At 48.7% G+C, this 7,137-nt stretch carries 2 protein-coding genes; one reads left to right on the top strand and one right to left on the bottom strand.

What is annotated here, in order from left to right:
* Positions 1-103: 103 nt before the first annotated feature.
* The gene (locus QUB04_RS31090) at positions 104-6,934 is read left to right on the top strand and encodes an amino acid adenylation domain-containing protein (protein ID WP_333290531.1); all 6,831 of its coding nucleotides are present in this window, start codon (positions 104-106) and stop codon (positions 6,932-6,934) included.
* Positions 6,935-6,941: 7 nt separating this feature from the next.
* Here QUB04_RS31090 and QUB04_RS31085 read toward each other — a convergent pair.
* Positions 6,942-7,137 (bottom strand): hypothetical protein (locus QUB04_RS31085; protein ID WP_333290530.1); only part of this gene is annotated, 196 nt, incomplete at its 5' end.

Here is a 7,137-nt window from a genome sequence, read left to right as displayed (position 1 = left end):
AGGCATCTTGCCTGTTCCTAAAAAAGTAAATGAGTTTTCTTGTGGAACAGGCATCTTGCCTGTTCCTAAAAAAGTAAATGAGTTTTCTTGTGGAACAGGCATCTTGCCTGTTCCTAAAAAAGTAATTGAGAATGGTGCAAGATGTGAGCTAAAGCCGACTGAAGACGAATCTTCAATCCACTTCAGTGCCAGCGATAAAACACAAAATATTATCGATCGACCTCTCAGTAGCTTTGGACTAGATTCTTTAAGAATTTTTGAGTTAAAAAATCAAATTGAAAGTGACTTGGGCGTTACTGTATCGGTTGCCGATTTGTTTGAGGATAGGAGCATTGCTCGACTGGCAGTGCAAATTCTAGAGCAACTAACAGGAAATACCAAAGCAGCCGTCATTGAACCTGTTTCTCGATCGCGCCATCTTCCCCTGTCTTTTGCCCAAGAACGCTTGTGGTTCTTCGACCAATTGGAAGCAGGAAACCCCTTCTACAACCTCTGCGGTGCGGTGCGGGTCACAGGACAGCTCAATGCAGAAACACTCAGGCAAAGTATTGAGAAAATTATCGATCGGCACGAGATTTTAAGAACTGCGTTTGCTGGTGGGGAAAAAGAACAGATACAAGTTATCTTTGATGCAAAAACTTTCCCATTACCCCTGATAGATTTGAGCCATTTTCCCCCTGCGGAACGCGATAAAGAAGCGCAAAAACTGTCTGCGGAAGAAGCCAAGTTGCCCTTTGATTTAACTCAACCAAATCTGCTCCGTGCCAAACTTCTGCGCCTATCTGAAACAGAAAATACTCTGCTTTTGTCCGCCCATCATATCATTTTTGATGGTTGGTCTTTGGGCGTATTTTTACGGGAAATAGCGGCATTTTATGAAGGGTTTACTAATAAGACTTTAGCCAAGATTCCACCGCTGCCAATTCAGTATGCAGACTTTGCAACTTGGCAGCGCCAACAAATGCAGGGAGAAATATTAGAAACTCAACTTACTTACTGGAAGCAGCAGTTAAGTGGCAGCGCAGCAGTTCTAAATTTACCAACAGACTTTTCTCGTCCCGCTGTTCAAAGTTACAAGGGAGGTCGGCAATTATTTGAATTGCCAGAGCATTTAACCGAGGCAATTAGGCAATTGAGTCGCAGCGAAAAAACCACTGTATTTATGACATTGCTGGCAGCCTTCAAAACACTGCTTTACCGCTACACGGGGCAAGAAGATATCCTCGTCGGTTCACCAATTGCCAGCCGCAACAGCAGCGAAACCGAATCATTAATTGGATTTTTTGTCAATACTTTAGTCCTGCGGACTGACTTAAATGGAAATCCAACTTTTCGAGAGTTGCTGAATCGAGTGCGAGAGGTTGCATTAGGTGCTTACGCGCATCAAGATGTACCGTTTGAGAAGTTGGTAGAAGAATTGCAGCCGAATCGAGATTTAAGTCACTCGCCTTTATTTCAGGTGATGTTTGCCTTTCAAAATGCCTCCGAATTAGCCTTAGAATTGCCGGGTTTAAGCCTGAACTGCCAACAGATTCACAGCGGCACAGCAAATTTCGATTTAACCTTGGAATTAGAAGCCACAGCGACAGGTATTAGAGGGTGGTTTGAATACAGTTTAGACTTATTTGAAGCTGCTACAATCGCGCGAATGGTAGGACACTTTCAGAGCTTATTAGAAAGCATTGTTGCCAATTCTTCCGCACGAGTGTCAGATTTGCCCATGCTTGCAGAAGCAGAACGCCAGCAACTTCTATTTGAGTGGAATAATACTCGAATAAATTCTTTTCAGAATGCCTGTATTCATCGCTTATTTGAAGCGCAAGTGGCGAAAACACCTGATGCGGTTGCGGTGCAATTTGAATGCCAAAGTTTAACCTACCGAGAACTGAACGATCGCGCAAATCAACTTGCCCATTATTTGCACTCCTTCGGGGTAAAACCAGATGCCATAGTCGGTGTTTATATGGCGCGATCGCTCGATGCGATCGTCGGAATTTTAGGCATATTAAAAGCAGGCGGCGCTTATTTACCCCTAGACCCGATCTATGCTAAAGAACGCCTCGCCTTCATGTTAGAAGACGCTGGAGTTCGGGTATTGCTAACGCAAGCAGAATTAAAAACAGAAACGCCAGCCAAAAATAATATTTCTGTGATTTGCTTGGATGCAGAATGGCAGACGATCGCTCAACAAAACAAGTCAAATCCTGATAGCGCCGTTTTGCCAGAAAACCTAGCTTATATCATCTATACATCCGGGTCTACCGGCAAGCCAAAAGGAGTGATGGTGCAGCATCAATCTTTGGCAAATTATACGCAGGCTGCAAGTGTCGAATATGGCATTAAAGCAGGCGATCGCATTCTCCAATTCGCTTCCCTCAGCTTCGACGCCAGCGCCGAAGAAATCTATCCCTGTTTAACGCAAGGTGCCACCTTGGTACTACGCGGAAACTCCATGTTAGATAGCATTTCTTCCTTCCTGCAAAAATGCCGGGAATGGCAAATCACCGTCTTAGATTTGCCGACAGCTTACTGGCGCGAATTAACGGCCAGACTGAGTGCTGAAAATCAAGAATTTCCCCCATCAGTGCGCTTGACAATTATTGGCGGAGAAACCGCACTTTCAGCATCCCTGAATCAGTGGCAAAAATGCGTATCAGAAAAAGTGCGGCTAGTCAATACATACGGCCCCACAGAAACAACCATTGTCGCCACGTGGTGCAACTCTCTCCCCTCTGCGCCCTCTGCGCCCTCTGCGGTTAAAAACTCCCCAAAAACCTTGCCCATTGGACGCCCAATTCCAAATGCCCGCACCTATGTACTCGATGCTAACTTGCAACCCGTTCCCATCGGAATTCCCGGCGAACTTTATATCGGAGGTGCGGGCGTTTCCAGAGGATATATCAACCGTTCGGATCTGAATCGAGAAAAATTTATTCCCGATCCTTTTAGCAGCAAACAAGGCGATCGCGAAGCGTGTGCGAAGCACTCTCGCCTATACAAAACAGGCGATTTAGTCCGCTATCTCCCCGACGGGAATTTAGAATTTCTCGATCGCACCGATCGCCAAGTGAAAATTCGCGGTTTTCGCATTGAGTTAGGAGAAATCGAATCCGCACTCAGCCAACATCCAGACGTGCAAGAAGCAGTCATTCTCGCGCGAGAGGAAGATTCAGGCGGAAAGCGCTTAATCGCCTACCTCGTTTTAAACTCAGCAGTCGCGGGCGGGCACGGAGGCACCGCCCCTACGCACTCTGCACTGATTAAAAATCTGCGTTCTTTTCTCCGGGAACAACTGCCAGATTATATGGTGCCTGCCAGTTTCATGTTTTTAGAAGCCATGCCATTAACGCCAAACGGCAAGGTAGATTTCAAGGCTTTTCCCGCACCGGAAACTAACAGTTCAGAGGCCGATTTTATCGCTCCTGAGACTTTAGAAGAACAAGTATTAGCTGATATTTGGGCTGAGGTTCTGGGTTTAAAACAAGTGGGAATTAATGACAATTTCTTCGAGTTGGGAGGTCACTCTTTGCTGGCAACTCAACTGATTGCCAAGGTGCGCGATCGCTTTCAAGTCGAGCTATCATTGCGCTGTCTGTTTCAATCCCCCACAGTCGCTAGTCTGGCAGTTGCGATCGCACAAGCTAAGAGCCAGCAGTCGCCCGAACCCCTGATTTCACTGCCCGCGATCGCCCCCGATCCTCAAAATCGCTACAAACCATTTCCGCTCAATGAAATGCAGCAGGCGTACTGGATCGGCAGAAATAGCTTCTTTGAAATGGGCAATATTGCCATTCACGGCTATGTAGAAATTGAGAGCGACGAGTTAGATTTAGAGCGGTTTAGCCTCGCGTGGCAACGAGTTGTAGAGCGTCACGATATGCTGCGGGCGATCGTACTTCCGAACGGACAGCAGCAAATTCTGGAAAACGTACCCGCTTATAAAATTGAGGTTTTGGATTTGCGATCGCTCGATCCAGAGGTTGCCGGCGAACAACTCGAAGCAATCCGCGATCGCCTTTCGCACCAAGTGCTGCCGCTCGATCGCTGGCCCCTGTTCGAGATTTGCGCTTCCAAAATTAAGGGGCGCCGCATCCGCCTCCACATCAGCATTGACGCCTTGTGCATAGACGGCTGGAGTTTTCAAATCTTGTTTGGCGATTTGGTAAAGTTTTACCGCAATCCCCATACTGCGATTCCCTACGGGATAGCTCCGCTTCACGCGCCCTTGCAACTGTCTTTCCGCGACTGCGTGTTAGCCGCGATCGCCTTAGAAAACTCCCCATTTTACCAGCAATCCTTAGATTACTGGCTCCATCGCCTCAAAACCCTGCCACCAGCGCCGGAATTGCCCCTCGCGAAACACCCGAATTCCTTAACGCAGCCGCGATTTAAACGCTGGAGCGATCGCTTAGACTTGCAAACCTGGCAGCGCCTCAAAACGCGCACAGCTCGCGCCAGCCTCACTCCTACGGGCTTATTGCTGGCCGCCTATGCGGAGGTTCTGTCTCTGTGGAGCAAAACGCCTCGGTTTACCCTCAACGTGCCGCGCTTTAATCGGTTGCCTTTGCATTCTCAAGTTGAGGAAATTATCGGAGAATTTGCGTCATTTACTCTGCTAGAAATAGATAACTCCAAGCGAGAGAGTTTTGAAATACGAGCCAAGCGATTGCAAGAACAGCTTTGGCAAGATTTAGAGCACCAATATGTCAGCGGCGTGCGCGTTTTGCGAGAACTCGCTCAAGCGCAAGGTACAACTGCAGCGTTGATGCCGGTCGTGTTTACGATCGATCCGCAAAACGCGCCTGGGGAAGATTCCTCTATCTTCTCTCTCATTCAAGAATTGGGAGAACTGGTGCACATTATTGGTCAAACTCCGCAAGTTTGGATCGACGCGCAATTTACCGAAACTTCTGACGGGCTGTCTTTTAGCTGGGATGCGGTGGAAGAACTTTTCCCGCCAGGGATGATTGACGATATGTTTGACGCCTATTGCCACCTATTGCAAAGCCTCGCCAATGAAGAGGAAACTTGGCAGAAAACGGTGCAGTTTCAGCAAGCCTTTACTAACAGCATTGAGGCACCGATTCCCGATGGATTGCTGCACGAATTGTTTGCTGAGAAAGTCGCCTTGCGATCGCACGAACCAGCCATCATTACGCGCGATCGTACCCTCACTTATGAGGAACTATATCGGCGATCGAATCAAGTCGGTCATCGCTTGCGAAATCTCGGAGTTCGCCCTAATCAATTGGTTGCCGTTGTCATGGAGAAAGGATGGGAGCAAATCGTCGCTGTCCTGGGAATTCTAGCCTCTGGAGCCGCTTATTTGCCCGTAGATGCGGCGCTGCCAAAAGAGCGGCTGTGGTATTTGCTGGAAAATGGCGAAGTTGAGATTGTTTTGACACAATCTCAGTTAAATCAACGCTTGGAATGGCAGGAAAATGTGCGGCGAATTTGTCTTGATACTGAGGAATTAGCAACAGAAAGCGGCGAAGCTTTGGAGTCGGTGCAGGAAGCGGAAGATTTAGCGTATGTGATTTATACTTCGGGCTCAACTGGCTTGCCGAAAGGCGTGGCGATCGCCCATCGCGGTGTAGTCAATGCGATCGCTCAGACCAACCAAGTGTTTAATGTGACCGACTGCGATCGCGCGATCGCAGTCACCGCACTGCACCACGATATGTCCGTTTACGATATCTTCGGCATCCTAGCGGCCGGAGGAGCGATCGTCATTCCCGATGCCGCACAACGGCTAGACCCCGCTCACTGGACAGAATTGATGGTAAAAGAGCGCGTCACCATTTGGAACTCGGTTCCGCCGATGATGGAAATGCTGCTCGATTACGCTGCCGGACGTTCTGAGGTGTTGCCAGAGTGCTTGCGCTGGGCGTTTCTCGGCGGAGATTGGATACCGATAACGCTGCCCCAGAGGTTAAGGGCGATCGTCCGTGAATGTCGCGTTGTCAGTGTCGGCGGGCCAACGGAAACTACCCTTTGGAATATTTGGTATCCGGTAGAAACTGTTGATTCTTCTTGGAAAAGCATTCCCTACGGATCGCCGATCGCCAATACACGCTATTACATTTTGAATGAAAGGCTAGAAGACTGTCCCGTCTGGGTTGCCGGCGAGATGTGCTGTGCGGGAGTTGGACTGACAAAAGGATACTGGCGGAATGAAGAAAAAACTCGCGCCAGTTGCCTCACGCACCCCGTCACGGGCGATCGCTTGTACCGAACGGGAGATTTAGGGCGCTTCCTCCCTGACGGCAATATCGAATTTTTAGGACGAGAAGATTTCCGCCTTAAAATTCGAGGATTCCGCATCGAAGCAGGAGAAATTGAAGCTGCTTTGAACGAGCACCCAGCAGTCAAAGCATCCATTGTCACCGCCTTCGGAGAAAATCACAGTCAAAAGCGCTTAGTAGGGTATATCGTTCCCCAACAAAACGCTGCGCCTGCGGTTGAAGAATTGCGACAATTTCTGAGTGAAAAACTGCCCGATTATATGGTGCCTTCTGCATTTATAATTCTGGAGGCTCTGCCGCTTTCGGCGAACGGCAAAGTTAACCGCAAGGCACTGCCTGAACCGGATGCCGCAATTCCAGAAGCAAAGATTTTTGTCGCACCGCGCACCCCTATTGAGGCAATGTTAGCGAGAATTTGCTGTGAGGTTCTCGGCATCGAACAGTTAAGCATTACCGATAACTTTTTTGAACTAGGAGGAAATTCGCTGCTGGCAATTCAATTAGCAGCAAAGGTACGAGAATATTGTCAGATAGAATTGCCTTTGTGCGATATTTTTGCAGGACGATCGCTCGCCGTACTTGCAGAAAATATTTCTGAAGCCAAAAACAAAAATGCGGCCGTTGAAGAACCCGCGATCGCGCCTGTTTCGCGATCGGCGTACCGCATGAAACTGTCATCTTTGCGCTAACCACAAATCAGTGATGAGTCATGGGATTGCCGCCAATATAGCGGTTCTCAAGCGTGGTGAGGTATGCCCAATGCCCAATGCCCAATGCCCCATGCCCAATGCCCCATGCCCAATGCCCAATGCCCAATGCCCAATGCCCAATGCCCCATGCCCAATGCCCCATGCCCAATGCCCCATGCCCAATGCCCAATGCCCAATGCCCA

Source organism: Microcoleus sp. D2_18a_B4 (genome assembly GCF_036702475.1).
GTDB lineage: Bacteria > Cyanobacteriota > Cyanobacteriia > Cyanobacteriales > Microcoleaceae > Microcoleus.
This window is presented reverse-complemented; position numbering and strand designations above follow the sequence as displayed.